At 46.2% G+C, this 18699-nt stretch carries 12 protein-coding genes and 1 pseudogene; 8 read left to right on the top strand and 5 right to left on the bottom strand.

The annotated features are described in order from the left end of the window. Positions 1-50: 50 nt before the first annotated feature. Complete coding sequence (locus tag OSC7112_RS08775) at positions 51-1652, bottom strand: metallophosphoesterase family protein (protein ID WP_015175573.1); 1602 nt, start codon at positions 1650-1652, stop codon at positions 51-53. Between the two features lie 1067 nt (positions 1653-2719). Between OSC7112_RS08775 and OSC7112_RS08770 the strand changes: the two genes are divergently transcribed. Further along, positions 2720-3931, top strand: a complete 1212-nt coding sequence (locus tag OSC7112_RS08770; protein ID WP_015175572.1) for an RNA-guided endonuclease InsQ/TnpB family protein — start codon at positions 2720-2722, stop codon at positions 3929-3931. 24 nt (positions 3932-3955) lie between these two features. On the opposite strand, the gene OSC7112_RS08765 is transcribed toward OSC7112_RS08770, so the two are convergent. From OSC7112_RS08765 to OSC7112_RS34420, 3 genes and pseudogenes are all read right to left on the bottom strand, one after another. Next, on the bottom strand, positions 3956-5011 hold the full coding sequence (locus OSC7112_RS08765; protein WP_015175571.1) for a YheT family hydrolase: 1056 nt from the start codon (positions 5009-5011) through the stop codon (positions 3956-3958). A 178-nt stretch (positions 5012-5189) separates the two neighbouring features. Then, on the bottom strand, positions 5190-5444 hold the full coding sequence (locus OSC7112_RS08760; RefSeq protein ID WP_015175570.1) for a hypothetical protein: 255 nt from the start codon (positions 5442-5444) through the stop codon (positions 5190-5192). Between the two features lie 796 nt (positions 5445-6240). Continuing rightward, positions 6241-7054: pseudogene (locus tag OSC7112_RS34420) on the bottom strand (transposase family protein). 360 nt (positions 7055-7414) lie between these two features. On the opposite strand from OSC7112_RS34420, the gene OSC7112_RS08745 reads away from it, so the two are divergent. After that, on the top strand, positions 7415-7828 hold the full coding sequence (locus tag OSC7112_RS08745; RefSeq protein WP_015175568.1) for a hypothetical protein: 414 nt from the start codon (positions 7415-7417) through the stop codon (positions 7826-7828). Positions 7829-8035: 207 nt separating this feature from the next. Here the strand turns inward: OSC7112_RS08745 and OSC7112_RS08740 are convergent, their stop codons facing one another. Beyond that, a complete protein-coding gene (locus OSC7112_RS08740; RefSeq protein ID WP_015175567.1) occupies positions 8036-8575 on the bottom strand; it encodes a cyclic nucleotide-binding domain-containing protein in 540 nt (179 codons plus the stop codon). 148 nt (positions 8576-8723) lie between these two features. Here OSC7112_RS08740 and OSC7112_RS08735 point away from each other — a divergent pair, with 148 nt between their 5' ends. The 6 genes from OSC7112_RS08735 (at position 8724) to OSC7112_RS08700 (ending at position 18670) form a co-directional block, all read left to right on the top strand. Then, on the top strand, positions 8724-9020 hold the full coding sequence (locus tag OSC7112_RS08735; RefSeq protein WP_041622433.1) for a hypothetical protein: 297 nt from the start codon (positions 8724-8726) through the stop codon (positions 9018-9020). 213 nt (positions 9021-9233) lie between these two features. Next, positions 9234-10343, top strand: coding sequence for a hypothetical protein (locus OSC7112_RS08730; RefSeq protein ID WP_015175566.1), 1110 nt, complete (start codon positions 9234-9236; stop codon positions 10341-10343). A 317-nt stretch (positions 10344-10660) separates the two neighbouring features. Beyond that, positions 10661-10990, top strand: coding sequence for a hypothetical protein (locus OSC7112_RS08725; RefSeq protein WP_015175565.1), 330 nt, complete (start codon positions 10661-10663; stop codon positions 10988-10990). Next, positions 10983-11324, top strand: a complete 342-nt coding sequence (locus OSC7112_RS08720) for a type II toxin-antitoxin system PemK/MazF family toxin (RefSeq protein WP_015175564.1) — start codon at positions 10983-10985, stop codon at positions 11322-11324. Before OSC7112_RS08725 ends, OSC7112_RS08720 begins: the two co-directional genes overlap by 8 nt. Before the next feature lie 64 nt (positions 11325-11388). Next, positions 11389-14508 (top strand): AAA family ATPase, encoded by a 3120-nt coding sequence (locus tag OSC7112_RS08715; protein ID WP_015175563.1) that lies wholly within the window; start codon positions 11389-11391, stop codon positions 14506-14508. An 853-nt stretch (positions 14509-15361) separates the two neighbouring features. Continuing rightward, on the top strand, positions 15362-18670 hold the full coding sequence (locus OSC7112_RS08700) for a PAS domain-containing sensor histidine kinase (RefSeq protein ID WP_015175561.1): 3309 nt from the start codon (positions 15362-15364) through the stop codon (positions 18668-18670). The last annotated feature ends 29 nt before the right edge of the window (positions 18671-18699 follow it).

Here is an 18699-nt window from a genome sequence, read left to right as displayed (position 1 = left end):
TTAAGCCGTTTGCTGCGGCCTGCGCCCGATCCTGACGGCAACTTCATTTGTTAAATTACAAAAGGTTCGATCGAGATCTCCTGCCATTTCCCCTCAAATCGTTCGACAACCAAAGGTCGGATGCGGAACTTCGGGGGACACCCGTCGAGAACATCAATCCGCAAACACGAATAAGGACGGCGTTTGTGGGAACCTTGACCGCTGCGGCCGACAAATAGCAAAGATTCCGCTACCCGCCGGCTGGCTGTTTCGGAACCCGACTGCCGCGCCCACCGATAAGCTTCAGGACTCGATACTTCCTGCAACACCGGCCCTTCCGGGCGCTGGCGGCGGAGACTGTGGCCGCTTCCCCCGCAGACAATCCAATGAATCCCAGAGTCGCCGTGTCCGGTATTCCCAGTCCGCAGGTATTCCAAACAGTGAGCGTGGCCGGTCAGCACCAAATCTACTAGCGGACGCCCCCGCGCCACATCCCCAACAGCATCGGCCACCCCGTCGAGAACCTCGCGCAATCGCCACCGAACCGCCAAAGTTTGAGCTTGATTCCACTTTGTCGTCTCGGTCACGTAGGGGGGATGGTGCAGGTAAATTACCCGCCCCCGCACCTCGGAATCAGCCCAAGACGCAATCAGTCTTTTTTTCAGCCATTCGAGCTGTTCAACGTCGGTGGCCGCTGTTTGGTTGGGCGACAGTTGTTTGTCAATGTCCATCAGGATTTCGTCAACTTGCTCTAATTTGGCGGCTAAGTCGTCTAGCTGTTCGGCTTCCTCGGGAATTAGGGGGTTGAGCCGATCGCACATTTCGAGCATTGCCAATTTTTCTTGTTCCAACTTCTGCCGGTCGAGTTCCAAATTCTGGCGGCGAAGGTCGCCCTGTTTGGTTTTCGGGATCGGCAAGGGCTCGTTGAAGGTGTTGGAGTCGAGGGCGAAGAAGTCGATACCGCCGCTGCGGAACGTGTAGTAGCGGTTGGGTAAGCGGGTAAAGCGTCCGGGTTGGTAGCGGAGGCAGCGGCCGGTGCTGGTGCTGGCGCTGTAGTGGGCGTCTAGGTGGCGATCGAGTTCTTCCGGCATTTTGTGAGCTTGCAGGTAGTCGAGAAACGCTTTGGCGTAGGCATTTCCGCGATCGGAACCGTGCCAGCCGACATCGAGATCCAACTTGGAACCCAACAGCCGGCGCAGCGGCAAAGCTGTCGCCGACAGAAGGCCGTAGACTATGGGCAAGTCGTAATAGTCGTGGTTTCCCGGTACGGGCAAAAACGGAAAGTTAAACACCATGCGATCGTAGGCAATCCGAGAGGGATGCTCGCCGCCGACTATAAATTCTCGGTAGGGGCGAATAAAGTTTTGCAAGTAATATTCGCTGGAACCGACGAGATAAACGACATCGCCCGTGTGGATGAGGAAACGGCAATTTTCGCGCTCCGAGAGCATCAGTTCGGCCACTTGCCGCTGGGGATTGTGGCCGCGGTGATTGCCCGTGCCGCTGTCGCCTGCGACTAAAAACGAAAACTCTGGAGAGTCGCTGGTTTGAGTTTCTAAAACCATCCGAGTTTGGTCTATTCCCCGATCGACGATCGACTGTTCTTGCCACCGCACCCGCTCTTTCATTTTGCGGATTTTGACTTTTATTTGCGGGTCGGAAACGAATTTCAATTCACCTCTTCTCCAAAATTGCTGAGTTCCTAGTTAATAGTGTAGCGATCGGGCGAGTTTTTACCTCTCTCTAAAAGCTGAAAATCGAGGCGCGGGCAGTCAGAAAGCGGGTTTGGGACGAGAATACGGCGTTACAACTGACATCTTGCGCCATTCTCTTTAACCCGCCGGGGGTTGAAACCCCCGTCTGACAGCGAAAGTCGGTTAAAACCGACTGAAAAGCTGATAGGAAAAGGCTTTTAGTCCTATGCAAGAGGACTTTCGCTCTCTCGACAGGGGTTTCAACCCCTGGCGGTTATTAGATCTTTAGTTTTACCTAGTTAATCGCTGACACAATTATGAAAAAAGCGAATAAATTAATCGATATTTATTAACCATTTTTTAACTAAAGTTGCGTCTACTTCTTATGCTGCCTTCACATCTCGCTGAAGTCAAGTGGTTGTGCAAATTATGCACAATTGATTCCCAGCAAGCCATTCAGCTTTGGCCCAGATGTCTGGTGTTTTTGCGAAATAGTTTTAACGTTCTGGACTGGAGGGATTAAACGGAACTTACCCCCTGCGGAGGGAGTTCCGAGGGCTGTATTCTTTTCCCCATCTCGGTTTTAGCCAATTGACCGCTCTCAAACCGTAGTCATGTATTTAAGATTTTCTTAATATTGAGGGCGAAAGTATTGTTCTATCATGAATTTAAGCAAAAACCCCGCCACATAAGGGTTAGAGAAAATTGTAGTCATGTAAAAGATTTTCCCCCTCCGGGAAAGTCTTACCCTGTAATGGTTTCAGACCAAACTTCCCCCGTGTATGGGGGAAGTTCCGATTAAACCTCCTAATCCTTTCATCCCCGCAACTATTGCTGAGGAGTGTTAAGGTTTTATAAATAAAACCCTGAAAACCCCGTGACTTTAGTCCGGGGATGAAAGGGACAAGGAGGCTTTAGCCTCCCAGTCTATTTTCTGAGCTCTCAGGATGGCGCTGTCAAGTAAAACCATGTAAATCTTTGTGAACAACTAGAGGGATGTTAAGCCGACTCTGGTAGCATAAGACTATCGTGATGAGGTCGAAGTCATGTTAGTTTTTGAGTTCAAGGCATACGGGAAAAAACAGCAATTTGACGCTGTAGACGAAGCAATTAGAACAGTGCAGTTCATCCGAAACAAAGCACTGCGATTTTGGATGGAAAACGAAAAAGTTGATAAATACGCATTGAACAAGTATAGCGCTGTTTTAGCTAAGGAATTTCCGTTTTGCGATGACTTGAACAGCATGGCTCGACAATCTAGCTCAGAAAGAGCGTGGTCGGCAATCTCCCGATTCTACGACAACTGTAAAAAGAAAGTCCCAGGAAAAAAAGGATTCCCGCAATTCCAGAAACACAACCGCTCCGTCGAATACAAGACTACGGGCTGGCGTCTGGCAGACGACCGGAAATCAATCACTTTTACCGATAAAAAAGGAATCGGAAAGCTCAAGTTAAAAGGAACCCGCGACTTGCATTTCTACCAGCGCAGTCAAATCAAACGAGTACGCTTGGTAAGGCGAGCAGATGGATATTACGTGCAGCTTTGCGTGCAAGTTGACCGTTCTGAAGAAATTGAAGTTACCGGAAAGACCATCGGATTAGACGTGGGACTCAAAGAGTTCTACACGGATTCTCATGGCGTTGCAGTTGATAACCCGCGTTTCCTCCGCCAGGGAGAACGCAGGTTGAAAAAAGCCCAAAGACGAGTTTCAAAACGAGTTAAGGGTTCGCAAAACAGAAAAAAAGCTAGAGCAATTCTAGGAAAGCGCCACCTCAAAATAAGTAGACAGCGTAAAGATTTTGCCGTGAAGTTGGCAAGATGCGTCATCCAGTCTAACGACTGTGTAGTCTACGAAGATTTGAGGATTAAAAATATGGTGAAGAATCACTGTCTGGCAAAATCGATTAACGACGCTTCTTGGTATATGTTCCGAATTTGGCTGGAATATTTTGGCAAAGTATTCGGAAGAATTACGATTGCTGTGCCAGCTAACGGAACAAGTCAAGAATGCTCTAGTTGCGGAACAATTGTTAAGAAAAGTCTCTCAACGCGAACCCACGCTTGTCGGTGCGGGCTTGTCCTTGACAGAGATTGGAACGCCGCTAAAAACATCCTGAGTCGGGGGTTGAGTACGACGGGGCACATCGGAACTTGGATCTTAGATCCGAACGCTTGTGGAGAATTGACCGCTACCGATGTTGAAGTAATTCTGCATCGGCAAGTCGATTCTGCGAATCAAGAATCTCCTCGGCTTTAGCCAGGAGAGTGTCAATTGATAATCTCAATCAACACTCAAGGCATCGAACCACTGTAAAATCCGATTCCATGCCCACCACCGATCGCGATCGGCAAATTGATGCTGACAGCGTTTACTACTGATATGCCCAACATGACCGCCGTAGGCTGTCAGCACTAATTCTAAGGCTGGATTGTTCGCGCTAATGGCTTGCAACTCAGAGACAAGCACCGGGTCAAACATCGGATCGTCTGCTGCATAGAGGATGAAAGTGGGTTTTTTGAGGTGAGGCAAAATGTGTAGAGCGCTGCTAGCGTCATAGTATTCTTCCACAGAGGAGAAACCTAACGGGCCAATTACCAGTTCATGGTCAAAGCCCCAAATGCTGTTGGCGCGTGCAATAGCGGCAGGATCGATCGCCCCCGGATGTGATGCGGCGATGTTTTTTGCTAGTTTTTTTAACTCTCGCGCGATCGCCTTTTCTAAAAATTTCCCCCACTCATCTTTAACTAGATAAGACAGAGAACGGTTCGAGTCCAAGCTGGGGCAAATCACCGCCGCGCCTGCTAGTTCTGACTCTTCGATCCCTAAGTCCGGCCCCCAATCTGCGATCGTCTGAGCTGATTTTACCGCCCACAACGCTAATTGTCCGCCCAGGGAATAACCCGTGAACCAAAAAGGGGCGGGACATCCCATTTCTTTAGCAGCCGCAGCAATCCGAACGAAATCTTCGCCTTCGTATAGGCCATCAGAAGTCAGGGTGGGAGAGAGTTGGGCTGTTTTGCCGTGAGCTCGCCAGTCAAATAATACCACTGCACAGCCTCGGGCATAGGCTTTACGGCCTAGTAGCCTGAGAAACCATTGATTATCCAGATCGCCAGTAATGCCGTAAGTCCCGACAATGGTATATCGGGGATTTTCGGGGATGGCAACCCAGCCGAAAATCGGGACTCCACAGGCACCAGTAAAGATGTGTTCTCGGTAAGGGGGCTCTGGGTCAGCGATCGTCTTTTCCCAGCGGCGACTAGCCCTTAATGCGGTGTACAACGTCATTAATAGGCCGTTGTTCAGCAGCCAAGGTGGAGTATAGGGAATGGTCATAAGCGGATGTGGGAAATGTCTGTCTCGTTGGTGGGAGGTTTTTACTTGACAGGTTGGCTATTCTAGCGAATAACCCTGAAAACCGCAATACTTTTTGAGTAAATGCACTCAAGGGCGAAGTCAAGCCAAAATAATAAACAGGACTTACGCAGGCAGGCTATATGTAGCGTGCCAGTGTTTAAGCGATCGCTCTCGATTGGTCTGTGGCCCAAAAGTTGTTCGGGATGGAACGATCGGTAGTTGCTGTTTCAGCATTCTCAATTTTTTCAAATATTTCATTTACAATTTCATACTCTTTTCCTGAAGTTTTATATTTTTTAGTGTTTTCTATTTTCATAAAACTTTTCCACTCAGTAGTTGCTATTTCACCACGATTAACTATTAGTTGAATACTATAATATTTCCTCAAAAATTCCTGCGGTAGTAATAACATTTTTTCAATTTTCTGTTTGTAAGCTGTCGCGCATCTAAATTAGATTTTTAGGGCGGGCGAGACACCCCACAAAACTTTTAATAAAAATTACTATACAAATTAGATGCACGCCAGCTTATCAAACATTTGTTGCCTTAAAAAAAAGATTTTTATTCCTCTCTAAAAAATCTAGATCTTCTAAATATTGAAGACTGTAGCAAATATTACTTCTTCAAGCCTCATGATATTGATATTTTGTATCATCTCTTTCTCTAAACTTCCTAGTCAACTGTCTTAAGTGCTCTACAGGTGTAGGAAGAAGTTTATGATTTTCTATTTTTAGCATAATGCTTTACTAGATTAAAATTTTTATTTTTTGAGCCGTCAACCCACATAAATGAGCTACCCTATCATCTATCTCAGCTTTCGCACCTCTTCTGACCATTGGATAACAACTGTATATTTCATGGTTCTGAAGTTTCGGGTTGAAATTATAGTCCTGGACACCCTAGCCCACAAAGAAACCGGGTTTTTTAACTCTTATTGAGGGTTTTAAGCAAGTATTGTGGTTAAAAAACCCGGTTTATGGCTACCCGTGCGTAAGTCCTGAATTATTAGACCTCTTGCAAAAAAGATATATGTTATAATCAGAAGTTTTAAATTTAGCCCCCTAGAGCTAACTCATAATTGTAAATTGCTGCAAATTACAACGCAGACCGTAACGGCGACGGCGATTTCGAGGGAGCATCTCAATGAAAGCAGCCCTCCGCTAGAAATAGGAGTTAGGAGTCAGGAGTCAGAAGCCAGGAGAAAAGAGTCAGAAGTCAGGAGCCAGAATCAGTGTTTTTACAAATATGAGATGCTCCCGATTTCGATAACGACTCGACAATATTTTAAAAATTTTGAGACTCCGATTGACGTGTTCAATCATAATTCGCTCCTGTGCTAGAAATCGATTGTAGTCTTTTTCTATTCGAGAAAGTTTCCCCTTTTTTTGTTTCTTTCTAGGGATATAACTATTAGGGCGATCGTCCTCGATCCCTTGATAGCCACTATCTTGTCAGCTATTTGTTTCGGGATGAAAATGAATTTTACTTTTTTAAAATAAGTTAAAGTCATGGCAATGCCCGGTCCAAAAGCAGTGCAAATAATTTCTCTGGTCTCTTGATTAATTACCAATTGAGTTTTTAGAGTCTGACATTTTTTCTGGCATGAGTAATATCTTTTCTGTTTTTTTTGGGTCGTTCAATCGCTGTTTCTGTGACATCCATCACCACGACCTCTGGATAATCAGAGTTTTTGAGTAATGCCTTTTTCCCAGGAATACGGAACTTTCCCGTTTTCATTAAAGTTGATTCGATATCAGTTACAATTCGGCTGCTGGGTTGATTCAAATACTCCCCAACTTGTCCCAATATGAAAATATGTGCGATATTCTCGCCAATATTAATCGGCGACTAAGACCTGTTCTTCGAGAGCGCCGGATGGTGCGACCTCCTCTTCTGTCTTTAGGATTTTCTACAGCCAAGTTTACGCTTGGCATTAACCATTGCTTTTAGGGTTTGAATCTTGATACCAAATCTACGTTGAAATTGATCGGGTTTCAAATTTAGGTAAAATTGATTTTTCATGATTTACTTATTTTGTAACGACCAACAGAACTTTCTAGCATCTTATCCTGTTTCTAGCAAGACAAGAGTGCAAATAAGTCAGGAGTTGGGATTCAATCAACTCTCAGCAAAAAATTTCATGATATCATAAAACTATTTTGCAAGAGAGCTATTGGTTATTTGTTATTGGTTCCCAACTAGCAATTCCCAATTCCTAATACTTCGGCTACGCGATCGTACAAGTGCCCGATGCCCTACGCGGGCCGATGCCCTATTCCCCATGCCCTACGCGGGCCGATGCCCTGCGCGGGCCAATTTCCCATGCCCCATGCCCCATGCCCGATTCCCCATTCCCGATTCCCCATTCCCCATTCCCCATTTATGAACAATCCGATTATTTGGCTGCACGGCGACTGTTTGAGTCCAGAAGGCCCCGCTTTTCAAGCGCACCCAGAGGCACCGGCAATCTGGGTTTGGGATGATGCGCTGATTGATGAATGGCAGTTGAGTCTCAAACGAATGGTGTTTATTTACGAATGTTTGCTGGAGTTGCCTGTAGTTATTCGGCGGGGCGATGTGGCGGCGGAAGTGATCGCTTTTGCGATCGAATCCGGTGCGAATCAAGTGGTAACTACCGAAAGTCCCAGCCCTCGGTTTCAGGATATTTGCCGGAAAATTAAGCGATCGCACCCAATAGAAGTTTTGCCACCGGAACCCTTTGTCCGCTACGATGGTTACATTGATTTGAAGCGTTTTTCTCGCTATTGGCGCGTCGCTGAAAAATATGTTTTCTAATTGGGAATTGGGAATTGGGAACTAGAAATTGGTAACTAGAAATTGGTGTTAAATCCATTAAATCCTGTACACTGCTTGTTGCCGAACTTTAAGGGAGCATCTCATATTTGTAAAAACACTTCTTCTGCCTCCTGCCTCCTGACTCCTGACTCCTGCCTCCTGACTCCAATTTCTAGCTTGCCAGCTTTCATTGAGATGCTCCCAACTTCAACTCCCCTTCAAACGCTCCAACAGCCATTGAAATCTCGATTTAGCCAAATCGGGATTTTCCACATTTTCCCGGATAGCGCCCTCGTCGTCGGGTTCTTGATATATTAAACAATCACTCTCATCGCCGAAGCGTTTGACTGTACCGCGCAGTCTCGACGACAGAAATTTGGTAATCGCCCGATAAAACCGCAGGGAAAAAAGCACGTCTTGCTCGAGTTTTTCAGTTAGCAGTCGCCGGGGAATTGAGAGGATGAGGCACTCTTCAATTGCCGTGACGCTAGCAGAAGGAAGCCTCCCGTCTACAAAAGACATTTCGCCCAAAACTTCCCCGGAAATAATTTTTCCAATTTCTTTGTCGCCCAAAGATGATACAGCAACGCTCAAAGTTCCCTCCAGAACTATGTACAGGGCGTCTAAGGGCTTACCTTCGGCGATCAGGGTTGTGCCGGGGAGGACTTGGGTGCGGGTGCCGTTGGCGAGCATCCAATCGATGTCGCGATCGCTCAATTCGCTTAATATGACTAGAACTTTGCTCATAAAGTCAGGTTGAGATGAGATAATTTGTATTTTTTGACTTGTTTAGTTGCGTGCTGTTGTGAGATGGTCAGACCCTGAGCGAAAGCGAAGGCTAAACTTTACAAATAGAACACTAAATTTTACACAATTTTCATAATATTCAGTAATTTTGACCCGAGCGAGCCACAAATATTTCTCGAGTTGGTGGTATTATTCTACATTAATTGTCATCGACTGTGCAGCAGCCGATCGCGTTGTTTTAACTGCACTTGCTTTGGACGGCGGGGCTGCCAAAACAGTTTTGAAACCTTGTCGTCTCTTGGTTTCGAGCTGGTGCGCCCTCAAAAACCGGATTTTTTCGGCGTGGCTGCGAGTGCAGCGCCCCCAAGTACAGTATTGTAGAATGCCAGCGAAACGCACGATCGACCCCTCAATTAAACAGGAGCAAGGGTGCAATCATCCCTAGGATTGATTTTTACCCGATCGATCTGTAAATTAAAATTAGCCTCTAAACCCACCGTCCGTTCTTGAATCTAATCAGCTTGAGAGTTGACTATTCAACGGTAAAATGGCAATCTAGGAACAACACAACTCATATTTGTGTCTTTTTTTAGGAAAGCTCTCGACGGTCGCCCTCAAACACTTACACTTTTAACACAGCCTTCATTGAGGAGTTTCTATGAATAGTCTATTTTCCAAGTCTACTTTTGCGTTAATAAATCTTGCAGCTTTAGCTGTTTGTTGCAGTACCATGTCAGCGAAAGCTGAAACTGGCAACTTGCCCGATGTCGCTACAACTGCAACAATAGCAGCTCAAAATATTGACCAAATTTCTGAGCCGACGGCAACTTCAGCAGTTAAACCCGACGCAGAAACAACGGCTAGTAATAAAAAAATTGATTCAATCAGTTGGAGCGAACTAACAGAAGCGGCAGAGCCAGCAGCCTCTGAACAGCCCGCCAACTTGCAAGTATCTATTGCTGCACCCGAAAAATCGGAAGCAGCAAAATCGGAAATTGCTGAGACAGAAACAGCGCAAAATACCTCCATTGCTGCTGAGACCCAAAAGTCGGAAGAAACCGCTAAAATTGCTGATAATGGTGTCAGAGTGCAGTCAACAGTAGAGACTGCCAAAAAGAGCGATCGACCTACCTCAATTGTTGCCCAGAGCAATAATCTGGAAGTAACAGCAACGAAAGAAGAAAAAGAAGTCAAAACAGCACAAGAATTGTTGAGCAATCCTGTCAGCACTTCGGCCTCAGCTTTGACAAACCAACCGAAAGTTGCTGAAAAACCCGCAACTGTCTCGGAACCCACTAAAAAAGTGGCTCAAGGAACTCAAATCCGACCAGGCCGAGCTACTCGTTCTGGGCCCAGCTACATCGGCATTGGCGGCAATCTAGGTTTTGGCGGAGATACAGCCTTGGGCGACAGTTCATTTGCCATTATTAGCAAAATCGGTTTGACCAACAATTTCTCGGTGAGACCGAGTGTTTTGTTCCGCGACAACTTAACTGTTCTAGTCCCCGTTACCTACGATTTTGTATCTCAAGAGGCCGTCGAAGTCAGCGATGATTTTGTGATTACTGCCGCTCCTTATGCAGGTGCGGGCGTCGCATTTTCTACCGGTGATAACAGTAATTTTGGCTTCTTGATTTCTGGTGGTGTAGATGTGCCGCTGTCGAGAAATTTTACAGCAACAGCGGGACTGAATGTTGGTTTTCTCGACGGAGCTGAAGTGGGATTGTTAGTCGGTGTCGGCTATACGTTCCCTAATCTTGTCAGGTAGTGTTGCTGTTTGAGCAAACGCAGGACAAATAAATAGGCGCGGGGTTGGCTGTAGGAATACAGTCAACCTTTTTTGATCGTAGAAAATCTGCCTGTGCGACCGATGTAGGGTGCGCCATAAGCACAGACCGGTAATGTAGGTTGCGCCATCAGCACAGACCGCCGATATTGATTTTTGTGAAAGATATAATGATGGTGCGATCGATCTGAGATGTTGCGTCATTATTGTCAAGAACGGGCTCTTCGGCCCGTTCCACAAAGAGTATATTTTCTTGTGGGGTGGGCAAGAGAGCCCGGCCAAAAAAAGGATTATTGAAAATGGTGCAAGATATAAGATCGATCGTACTTTTTCACCAACCACCCGAAAAAACCGTGACTAAAACAGAAATCTTAGCAGCACTCAAAAATCTGACTGCAGAAGAACGCCTAGAAATCATCGAAACAGCTTCGCGGATGATGCGCGAAGAAATAGAAGAAAAAGCCCAGCGCAAAGCTGAGAGAAAGCGGAAACTCAAAGCCGCAGCAGAAGCAGCAGTCAAAGATTATATGCCGGGAGGTGCTTTACATGACTTGTGGTCGGCTGATAGCGAACCCTATTTTGAATCCGAGGAAGAATACCTTAACGCAGGGATAAAAACTAATGCGTAGAGGTGAAATCTGGCTGGTTGCGCTTGAACCTACTGTGGGCGCCGAAATCGGCAAAACCCGTCCGGTAGTAATTGTCAGCGATGAAACGGTGGGAATTTTGCTGCTTGAAGTTATTGTTCCCATCACTGACTGGAAAGAGCGATACACCGAGAGAAATTGGATGGTTCGACTAGAACCAAGCGGCGAAAATGGCTTGACTAAAGTCTCCGCCGCCGACGCTTTTCAAGTCCGTTCCGTTTCCCAACAAAGATTTGTCCGGCAACTCGGAACCTTGTCCGAGACAATTATGGAAGAAATTGCAGAAGCACTGACAATTGTTCTGGATCTAGATTGAATAACTAGGCAACAGCGTACAAATAGTGTTATTTATAGATAGATTGTATGGCGCGATGGCCTAAATGATTCCTATACAACTTACACTCAAAAATTTTCTCAGCTATCGAGAAGCTGCTTTAGACTTTCGCGGCTTGCACACCGCTTGCATTTGCGGGCCTAACGGTGCTGGCAAATCCTCCCTCTTAGAAGCCATATCTTGGGCACTTTGGGGCTGTTGCCGCAGCGATACGGAAGACGATATCATCCATATCGGCGAAACTGATGTGCGCGTTGATTTCACTTTCTCCACCGACGGCCAAATCTACCGGGTGATTCGCAACCGCCGGCGCGGACAATCGGGAAGTTTGGAATTTCAAGTCAGCTTGAATTCTGCCGAGAGTGAGGAAAAACTTAATTTTCGCACGCTCACAGACAAGGGGCTGAGAACAACTCAACAAAAAATCCTCGAACACATCAAACTTGATTACGATACTTTCATCAACTCGGCGTATTTGCGCCAGGGGCGAGCTGATGAATTTATGCTCAAAAAGCCGATCGAACGCAAACAAGTTTTAGCCAACCTGCTCAAGCTCGACTCCTACGATACTTTATCCGACCAAGCCAAGGATACCTCCAAACAATTTAAAGCTCGAGTCGATGTACTCAAACAGAGTTTGCTAACCGTACAAGAGCAACTGCAACAAAAAGAGACGATCGCCTCAGAACAAACTCAATTGCAGCAAGCAACTGATTTGCTTCAGCAGCAGCAGCAAGCCGACACAACCGAGTTACAGCAACTGCAACTCCAGCACCACAACCGCCAAACTTGGCAAAAACTCCTCGCCGGCCACCAGCAACAGCACTACAATATCTCTCAAGAATGCCGCCGCTTGCAGCAAGAACTCAGCGCAGCAAAACAGCAGCAAAATGAGCTGCAAGCCCTCCTAGGGCAAGAAAATGAAATAACAGCAGGCATTGCCTATTTCCACAGCTTGCAAGCTACAGAAGAGACTCTGGCTGGCAAATTCAAGGTTAACCAACAAGCCCAAAATCAGCGCCAGCAATTGCAAGAACAGCAGCGGCAAGAACTGAGCTTTTTGCAAAGCAAAATTCAGCAGTTGCAAGCTCAATTAGAGGTTTTAGAACAGGATGAAAAAGATGTTCTGGAAATTCTCAAACAGCAGCCGGAGGTTGATAAAGGACTCGCACAGTTGCAAGCAGTTCGATCGCGCCTCAACGAACTAGAGCAACTGCAACTGCAAGTTTCGCCGCTGCTACAACAGCAGCAGCAAAAGCAACAAAAGCTCGATCGCGCCCGCGCCGGTTTAACCGCCCGCTTAGACGAAATCAACCGACAGGTGCAAGTTCAGCAGCAGCAGCGACAGCCGCAATTACAGCAGGAAATCTCGGCCATCGCGAATCAAATTTTGCAGTTGGAAAACAAGCGAGTTTATCAGCAGCGAGTCCGCGAAAAAGGTCAAGAAAGGCACGACTTTCTAGGAAACCTGCAAGCCAAAAGCCGCGACTATCAAACCAGACTCGCCGAGATCGACCAAAAACTGCAACTCTTGCGGAAACATGAAGGAGAAACCAGCGCAGGCGAAGGTAAAGCCTCGAATTTTGCGGAAAACGAGCCATCGAATTCGCATTTAATGGTGCGGGATGCAAATTTTGGCAATTGTCCTTTGTGCGATCGACCTTTAGACGAACACTACTGGAATTTGGTAGTCGCAAAACACCACTCCCAACAGCAGGAAATCTGGAACCAACTGTGGGTTGTGCGCGAACAGTTGGCCGTCTCCGAGCGCGAAATTCAAGTCCTCAGACATGAATACCGCGAACTAGAAGAGGAATTAGCGCCCTACCAAGAATTGCGGGAACGCCGCAGCCATTTGCAAGCACAATTAGATAGCCTGGGCCAAGATGAAAACCGGCTGCAAAGTATGCGTCAAGACGCTGCAGAAATAGAGCGCTTGCTACGCACCGGCGAGTATGCAGCCGATGACTTGGGCGAACTCCAGCAAATCGAACAGCAACTGCAACAGCTCAATTACAGCGATCGCAGCCACTCCCTCGCCCGCAGCGATGAAAAGCGCTTGCGGTGGGCGGAAATTAAGCAAGCTCAAATCAAAGACGCTCAGCAGAAACTGAATAAAATTAATGCCCGCCGCCCGGATTTGCAAACTCAATTAGCCACGGTACAGCAACAGTTAGAACAGCAAAAAAATAGCTCGGAAATACAGCAGCAAATTCTGTCTTTAGATAGATACATTGCGGAAATTGGCTATAATTTGGAACAGCACGAACACGTGCGGAGCGAAATGCGCCGATCGCAGTTTTGGATCGCCCGCGCCGAAAAATTGCGATCGGCAACTGTGCAGTACCCGCAAGTGCAGCAGCGGGTTAATGAAATAGCAAATTCCATCGCAGTGCGCGATCGAGATTTGCAAGCTGTCAGCGCTCAAACTTCCGCGATGAACCAGCAATTGCAAGAACATCCCGATCCCACAGCCAGAATAAGTGCGATCGAACAGCAAATCAGTCGCCGCCGGCAGCAGCTAGACCAACATTTGGGAAGTCTCGGACGCCTCCAGCAGCAGCAGCAAAATCTGGAAACTCTGCAAGTTCAGCTAGTAGCTCAAAAAGAGCAAATGCAAGTTGCCAAACGCCAGCAGCGAGTTTATCAAGAGTTGGGTCAAGCCTTTGGTAAAAACGGCATTCAAGCTTTAATGATTGAAAATGTTTTGCCTCAACTCGAAGCTGAAACCAATCAGATATTGTCGAGATTGAGCGCGAATCAATTGCACGTTCAATTTATTACTCAGCGGGCTGCTGCTTCTAAAAAAGCCACTAAATTGATTGACACTTTAGACATTTTAATTGCTGATGCTCGCGGTACTCGCGCCTACGAAACTTACTCTGGCGGTGAAGCTTTTCGGATTAATTTTGCGATTCGGCTGGCGCTGGCGAGACTCCTGTCTCAGCGGGCGGGCACCGCTTTGCAAATGTTGATTATTGATGAGGGATTCGGGACTCAGGATGCTGAAGGGTGCGATCGGCTGATTGCTGCAATTAATGCGATCGCCTCCGACTTCGCCTGCATTCTCACCGTTACCCATATGCCCCACCTGAAAGAAGTTTTTCAAGCCAGGATTGAAGTAAGCAAAACTGCTCAGGGTTCTTGCATTAACTTGTCAATTTAAAAGGGTTGATGAACCGGATAGAAGGAGAAGAAAAAAAGTTCAACATATGAGTATTTTTACCGAAGAATAATTGATGATTCAGGAGCCAGAATGCAGAATGGATTCTGTGCAACTGGATGGAGAATCGAGGTTTAAAGCCCCCCAGTTTAATCGTGGAGCAGAAAAAATTCTTTCCGTTACCGTTACCCCTAACTTGGCGCATGGGGTATTCTGAATTCTCAATTCTCAATTCTGTCTTCTGACCAAGAATTTCAAAGGTGGTACCCGCCACGTGATTTATCCGTGGAATCAATCCCAAATCGAAAATCGAAAATCCTCAAGAAAGAGCATTTATCTCGCGCAAGTCAATCTAAAATCTCAAATCTAAAATCGCGCAATCGATTGACCAAGAATTTCAAAGGTGGTACCCGCCACGTGATTTATCCGTGGAATCAATCCCAAATCGAAAATCGAAAATCCTCAAGAAAGAGCATTTATCTCGCGCAAGTCAATCTAAAATCTCAAATCTAAAATCGCGCAATCGATTGACTCCTTCTCATCTTCTGTTTTCTTTGGGCCTTCGGTATTTTCACCTTCTGTTTTCTGGATAAGTGCCTAATACCTTCGGTTGTACTACTTTCAAACCAGAAGGCAACTGTATGCGCCTGCCCCAAACCATAATGGAATCAGTCATTGCCAATCTAAAATCTAAAATCTAAAATGGTATTAGTCGTTTCCCCCGCCGGCTGTTTTGGGCTGCTGGCTTGGTTAACAAGGCTAAATTAAAAATAAAATTATAGAATAAGAATGGCTCAAGCTATTTATATTTTTTTATTGTTCTGTCCGCTCCCAAGGAGTTTGGATATTGCTACAGATGACAACAGACTCTTTCAACCTGTCTCTCCTAGAGCGGGCGATCGCAGCGTCGAGCAACAGCATCCTCATCGCCGATGCTCGCCAGCCTGACACACCTATTATCTACTGCAATCCTGCTTTTGAGAAACTGACCGGTTACAGTGCCGAAGAAGTTATTGGACGCAACTGCCGATTTTTGCAGGGCCCCGATACCGATCGGGCCGAATTAGACAAACTTCGCAGCAGTTTACGATCGGGAACGGAAATTCAGGTAGTTCTCAAAAATTATCGCAAAGACAAAACTCCTTTTTGGAACGAATTAATGGTTTCCCCCATCCTAGACAATGAGGGGAAATTAACTCATTTTATCGGAGTTCAGAACGATATTAGCAAAAGAGTAGCAGCCGAAACAGCCAGGGAAGAAAGCGAAGAAAGATTGCGCGTAATTGCCCGCACTACTCCCGTTCCCCTGTTAATTACGCGCCTAGAAGATAGCCTGATCTTGTATGCAAATCCTGCTCTCGGTGAAAGTTTAGGGTTGAGTTGCGAACAACTTATTGGGGGTAAAAAGATTGATTTTTATGCCAACATCAACGATCGATGTCAATTGCTAGAATTAGTCAAACAAAACGGCTTTAGCGACAGCAAAGAAATCTGCCTCAAGAAAGCAAATGGCAGTTTTTTTTGGGTAAAAATGTCGATGCGCTCGATTAATTTTAACGGCGAAGCAGCAATTTTATCGGCATTTTACGATATTACCGATCGCGTAGAAGCAGAAACAGCACTACGGCAAAGCGAAGCGAGGTTTCAAAAACTAGCCGCCAACGTTCCGGGAATGATTTATCAATTTCAGTTAGCAGCAGACGGCACTATGTCATTCCCCTACGTCAGTTCCGGCTGCCGCGAACTCTGGGAATTAGAACCAGATGTACTCCAAAATTCAGCTATTCCCGCGATCGAAATTATTCATCCAGACGATGCGCCAAGCTTCCAGGAATCAGTTGCTATCTCAGCTAAAACTTTAGAGCCTTGGCGGTGGGAAGGCAGATTTGTTTTTCCGGGCGATCGGATTAAGTGGGTTAGCGGGGCTTCCCGGCCAGAAATGGGCGAAAAAGATAACATTATTTGGGACGGCTTGTTGATTGACATTAGCGATCGCAAACTTGCAGAATCAGCACTCCGGCAAAGCGAAGCCAGATTCCAAAAAATGGCCGCCAACGTGCCGGGAATGATTTATCAATACTTGCTGCATCCCGACGGTTCAAATGAATTCATTTATGTGAGTTCCGGCTGTTGGGAACTCTACGAATTAGATCCAGAAAAAGTTCAACAAAACTCCGATTTAATTTGGGCAACGGTGCATCCAGAAGACCTAAAAAATCTGTTAGAATCAATCGCAATTTCCGGCGCAACTCTCAAACCTTGGATATATGAAGGGCGGATCGTAACCGGATCGGGAAAAGTGAAATGGATTCGCGGCATTGCCCGCCCCGAACTGCAACCGGGCGGCGATATACTGTGGGAGGGGGTGACAATCGACATCAGCGATCGCAAGCTAGCAGAAATCGCCCTGGGCGAGTCAAAAATCGCCCTGCAACAAGCCAATCAAGAACTTGAAAAGCGCGTCCTAGAACGCACGGAAGCCTTGGAAAGCTCCCAAAAAATGCTGTGGTTGGTAATCAACAACATCCCTCAGTTAATCGCCTGGAAAGATCGAGATTTAGTTTACTTGGGAGGTAACAAAAACTTTGCCAAAGTCGCAGGTTTCAATCACCCCAGTGAAATCGCCGGTCTCACCGACTTCGATATGCCCTGGAAGCCGGAAGAAACAGAATTTTTTCGAGCCTGCGACCGCCGCATTATGGCAACTAACACCCCAGAATATCACATCATAGAATCCAAAATGCCAGCCGACGGCACCCAGTGCTGCCTGGATACAAATAAAATACCTTTACACGACAATTCCGGCAATGTTGTCGGCATTTTGTCTACGTTTGAAGACATCACCGATCGGCTTTCCCTAGCAGCTAAAGTCCGGGCAAGCGAGGAACTATTTCGCACTATTTTTGAAGATGCACCCATCGCTATCTACTTAGCTAATTTAGATGATAACAAGTTAGTGCGAGTCAATAAAACTTACTGCGAAATGCTGGGATATACCGCAGCAGAATTGCTCGCCAAAACATTTATTGAACTTGGGCATCCCGAAGATAATCCCAAAAATCTCCAAGTTGCTGAATCTCTCGATCGGGGAGAAATTACGAGCTATCAAATCGAAATCCGCCAGATTGCCGCTACAGGTAAAATTGTTTGGGTAAACGTGACAGCTACTTTGATTCGAGACGGCGAAGGAAAACCTATTTACAAATTAGGGATGATTGAAAATATTACCAACCGTAAAATTTCTGAAGCAGCACTCCAAGCTTCCCAATCTCAATTGAAAAAACAAGCAGCCCAATTGCAAGAAGCCTACGAAAAACTACAAAACGCTCAAATCCAATTAGTTCAATCCGAAAAAATGTCTAGCCTCGGTCAGATGGTGGCTGGCATAGCCCACGAAATTAACAATCCCGCAACTTTTATTAACGGCAATATTTCTCATACTTACAACTATTTTCACGATTTAATTGAACTGTTAAGTCTCTACCAGGAATGCTATCCGTCCCCAGGGCCTCAGATTGCTGAAAAAGTTAAGGAGTTAGAGTTAGATTTTCTGAAGGAAGACTTGCCAAAAATGCTAAATTCCATGAGAGTAGGAGTAGAAAGAATCAGTAAAATTGTGTTGTCGCTGCGGAACTTTTCGCGACTGGATGAATCTGAAATGAAGTTGGTAGACGTTCATGAAGGCATTGACAGTACACTGTTAATTTTGCAGCACAGATTGCATCAGGCAAGTATAAAAAGCGGGATTGAAATCATTAAAGAATACGGAAAGATCTCCAAAATTTACTGTTGTGCGGGTCAGTTGAACCAGGTCTTTCTAAATATTATCAGCAATGCGATCGACGCTCTAGAAAACCAACCGGAACCTCGGACGATCGTGATTCGTACCCTCATGAAAAAAGCTGGGTTGAAAAGCCACAGTAAAACCCAGCTCAGTGATTGCGATCGCATTGTAATTTGCATCGCCGACAGCGGCCCGGGAATGAGCGAAGAGGTTCGCAAGCGGCTGTTTGACCCGTTCTTCACCACCAAGCCCGTAGGGGCTGGAACTGGCTTAGGATTATCCATCAGCCATCAGATTGTGGTAGAAAAACATAAGGGAAGCCTGCGGTGCATCTCAGCGCCCGGACAGGGAGCGGAATTCTGGATTGAAATCCCCTGCTGAGCGATCGTCCATTAATCAAAAAGTTTAAA

It is taken from the genome of Oscillatoria nigro-viridis PCC 7112, assembly GCF_000317475.1.
Taxonomy (GTDB): domain Bacteria; phylum Cyanobacteriota; class Cyanobacteriia; order Cyanobacteriales; family Microcoleaceae; genus Microcoleus; species Microcoleus nigroviridis.
This window is presented reverse-complemented; position numbering and strand designations above follow the sequence as displayed.